The 3,916-nt window shown below is 73.0% G+C and carries 2 protein-coding genes; one reads left to right on the top strand and one right to left on the bottom strand.

The features are described 5' to 3' along the window. Positions 1–439: 439 nt before the first annotated feature. Positions 440–1,228, bottom strand: a complete 789-nt coding sequence (locus tag L0P92_RS42800; RefSeq protein WP_234768539.1) for a protein phosphatase 2C domain-containing protein — start codon at positions 1,226–1,228, stop codon at positions 440–442. A 444-nt stretch (positions 1,229–1,672) separates the two neighbouring features. Here L0P92_RS42800 and L0P92_RS42795 point away from each other — a divergent pair, with 444 nt between their 5' ends. Beyond that, on the top strand, positions 1,673–3,853 hold the full coding sequence (locus tag L0P92_RS42795; protein ID WP_372497429.1) for a sensor histidine kinase: 2,181 nt from the start codon (positions 1,673–1,675) through the stop codon (positions 3,851–3,853). Positions 3,854–3,916: the final 63 nt, after the last annotated feature.

Below are 3,916 nucleotides of genomic sequence, written 5' to 3'. Positions count from 1 at the left end.
GCACTGCGGGCCGTCTGAGCCCCGAGTTCCTCGAGCCCCGGGCCGTCCGAGCCCTCCGGGGTGTGCGAGCTATCCGGGACGTGCGGTAGCTGTCGGGACGCTGTGGGGCGCGCGAGCCCCCGAGCCTCTGGGTCCCCAGGTCGTCCGGCCCGCCAAGGCGTGCGGGCTGTCCGGGTTATGCGGGGCGTCTGCGCCGTCCGGGCCGTCTTGGGGCGCGCGAGCCTCCCGGGTCCCCCGAGCCTCCCCGACCCGTCCGGGGCACTGCGGGCCGTCTGAGCCCCGAGTTCCTCGAGCCCCGGGCCGTCTGACCCCCGAGCCCTCGAGCGGTCCGGACTGTCCCGGGCATGCGGACCGTCGGAGCCGTCCGGGCCGAGCGGGCCGACCGGGCGGTCCGGGGCGACCGGGTCGTCCGGGCCGAGCGCGGGCGCCCCCGGTCCGCTCACCACTCCACGTACACCACCGTCGCATCGTCATGCGTCTTGCTCCGCCCCAGATACGTCCGCTCCTCCGCGTCGGCCCGCTCCAGTGCCCGCACCCGGCCCACCAGCTCCCGTGCGCCCTCCTTCCGCAGGAACCGGAAGCAGTCCGCCCAGTCCCCCTCGCGGAACTTCTCCACCCAGCGCGTCGCCCCGTCCGTCAGGGCCGCGAGGGCGCGGACCTCCTCGCGTGGCAGCGCACCGGTCACCGCCCGCGTCGCCACCGAGGGATCCGCGGCGGCCGTGAAGAAGCCGCCCTCCTTGTTGCGGATGTGGGTGTCGATCAGGGCGTCCGTGGCCAGGGAGGCGCGGGGGAGGCGGGCCAGGCGGTCGTCGAGGCGGGGGGTGACGGTGCCGTCGGGGGACTCCAGCAGGAGGGCGGAGTCGGAGAGGATCAGGTACTCGACCGTCCGCGGCGACCAGCGGGCCAGAACCGCCGTGGCCTGTGGGGTGCGTGGGTGAGAAAGGTCACAGGTTTGGGCGTGAGCGTCGGCGGTACGTGTGATGGCCAGGCCCAGCGCGTCGGCGAGCGGAACATCGGGGAGTGAAACGGTCAGTTCGGTCAGCGCACCGCCGAGCCGCGCGGTGAACCAGGGGACGGAATGCAGACAGCCCGTCTCACCCCTCGGTGGGGTCACCCCGTCCAGGACCACCAGCACCCCGCCCTGTCCCGAGGCGGGAAGGCCGACACTCGCGAAGTCCTCGTTGGGGCGGGCCGGATCGCCGGGCTCCGAAACAAGCTCTGTTCGCATTCGGCCAGTCTGCACGAGCCCTTCACAAGGTCCACGAAGGGGGCGCATTGGTTGCCGAATGAGTGAGGGAGCGCAGGTCAGACGTCGGATTTGGGGTGGAATGGAGCGCTCCGGGAAGGCGTGGCGGCGAATCCTGCCACCGCCCGCCGCAGACGTCCAACCGGCCTGCCGTACAAGGCGGGTGCGGGCGCCCGAGGAACTTGCCCGCCAACTCCCCTCCGGGGTTCACTCCTTCGGGTGGCGGGTCAGGTGATGCGCGGTCGTCGCCCACCGGCACTGGGAGGGTCGGGGACCGGTGAGGACACCCCCTGCTCGAGCGCTGCATCAATCAGCGAGCTCCGCTCGCGGGCGAGAGCTTGGGGGAGGGGTGTGCGCGAGGTCGGCGGTAGTTGACGGAACGTCATCCGGACCCATGGGTATCACGAGTCAGGAATGCGAGCACCGGTGCAGAAGACGCGGCCACGTCGCTCAGGCAAGCAGACGCCCTCCGCAGGGGGCACGCAGCCCACGTCCGGCGCCGCGACCGGCACCACCGGCGACGCCGCACCCGCGGGCAAGGGCCGCCCCACACACGTACGGAACCGGCTGATCGTCGCCGTGGCCGTGGTTGCCGCCGCCATCGCCGGCGCCGGCGTCCCCTCGATCGTCACCGCCTCCGGGCAACTGCACGACTCCCAGGAACTGGTGACCCTCGCCGAGCAGACCGAGAACGCGCTCACCCTCGCCCACTCCCTCGCCGACGAACGCGACGAGGTCACGTCCTACGTCGCCGCCGGCCGCCCCAAGTCCAAGGCGCCCAGCGAGCAGCGCAGCGTCCGCGTCGACCGCCAGGTCGAGGAACTGCGCGCCGACCCCGACGCACCCGCCTCGCTGCGCGACGACCTCGACGCCATCGCCGCCGTACGCAGGGGCGCGCTCACCGGCAAGAGCAGCGCGCTGGAGGCGCACACCGCCTACTCGGCGACCATCACCGAACTCCACCGGCTCGCCGAGAGCCTGGCCGAGCGGATGCCGCCCCGCGCGGGCGCCGGGGCCCACGCGCTCGCCGAGCTGGACTCCGCCGTCCAGCAGGCCGCCGCCGCCCGGGGCCTGCTGCTCGCCGCGCTCAGCGTGCCGACCACCACCGAGACCGTCGTCGACCCGATCACCGGCATCGCGAGCACCCAGAAGACCTCCTCGGACGCCGACGCCAAGCAGCGCGCCGCCCTCAGCGCCGCCGCCCAGCAGGCCCGGCTGCGCTCCGACGCCGCCCTCGCCGACTTCCACGACACCGCGCCCAAGACGGCACGCACGTCGTACGACTCCACGGTCACTGGCCCCGACGTCGACACCGCCGACCGGTATCTCGCCGCCCTCACCGACCAGCCCGCGCTCTCCGACCGTGACCTGGCCACGAACACCGAGCGCGCCGAGGCCGCCCTCTCCGCCCGTGTCGACCTGATGCGCGGTGTGGAGTCCGCCCTCTACGACCGCCGTACGAAGGCCCTGGAGGGGCTGCGCGACGACGACGTCACCGCGCTGGAGATCCGGATCGCGATCCTCGGCGCCCTGATGCTGCTCGCGGTGGGCGTCGCCACCGGCATGGCCCGCAGTCTGACCCGCCCCCTCGCCGTCCTGCGCCTCGGCTCCGCCCGGCTCGCGCGCGCCGAGGACCCGATGGCGCAGGAGCCGGTCAAGTTCACCGGCCGCAGGGACGAGTTCGCCCAGGTCGTCGACTCCGTCAACGCCCTGCACGCGCACGCCCTCGCCCTCCACGAGCGCATCACCACCCTGGAGTCCGACCGCAAGCACCTGGTCGGCCAGCGCCAGAAGATGGCCGACGCGCGCGAGAGCCTGCGCGCCGAACTCGCCCAGTCCGCCACCCAGTTGGAGCGTCTGCGCGGCAGCATCGGCAACACCTTCGTCAACCTCGCCCTGCGCACCCTCGGCCTCGTCGAACGCCAACTCGCGGTCATCGAGGGCCTGGAGGAGCGCGAGCAGGACCCCGAGCGCCTCGCCACGCTCTTCAAGCTCGACCACTTCGCCACCGTCATGCGCCGCCACAGCGAGAACCTCCTCGTCCTCGCCGGCACCGAGCATGTCCAACAGCACGCGGGACCGGTCCCGCTGGTCGACGTCGTACGGGCCGCGGTCAGCGAGATCGAGCGCTACGAGCGGGTACGCATCGCGGCGCTGCCGCCCCACGCCCATGTGGCGGGCTTCGCGGCGGACGACCTCTCCCACCTCCTCGCCGAACTGATGGAGAACGCCACGTCGTTCTCCCCGCCTGACCTGCCCGTCGAGGTCTCCGGCTGGCTGCTGGAGAGCGGCGAGGTGATGCTGTCGGTCCAGGACGAGGGCATCGGCATGACCGGCGACCGCCTGACCCGCCTCAACGCCCGCCTCGCCGACTTCGACCCCGAGAACACCTACGACCAGGAAGGCGACGACGGCCTGGGCCTCGGCCTCTACGTCGTCGCCCGCCTCGCCCACCGCCACGGCGTCCGCGTCCAGCTCCGCGAGCAGAAGCAGGGCGGCGTCGCCGCGGTCGCGGTCCTCCCCAAGGGCCTGCTGACCGCGGCACCCACGGCAGCGGTCCCCTCGGACACCCGCCACCCCGACGCGCCCCCCACCGGGGGCTTATAAACATCTCCGAGCCCACCAGACCGGGTATATAATCGCGGTTTGCGGGGGGTGGGTTGAAAGAGG

Origin of the sequence: Streptomyces muensis (assembly GCF_021474425.1) — a bacterium.
Classification (GTDB): domain Bacteria; phylum Actinomycetota; class Actinomycetes; order Streptomycetales; family Streptomycetaceae; genus Streptomyces; species Streptomyces muensis.
The sequence above is the reverse complement of the archived record's forward strand: the minus strand, read 5'-3'. Positions and strand labels throughout refer to the sequence as shown.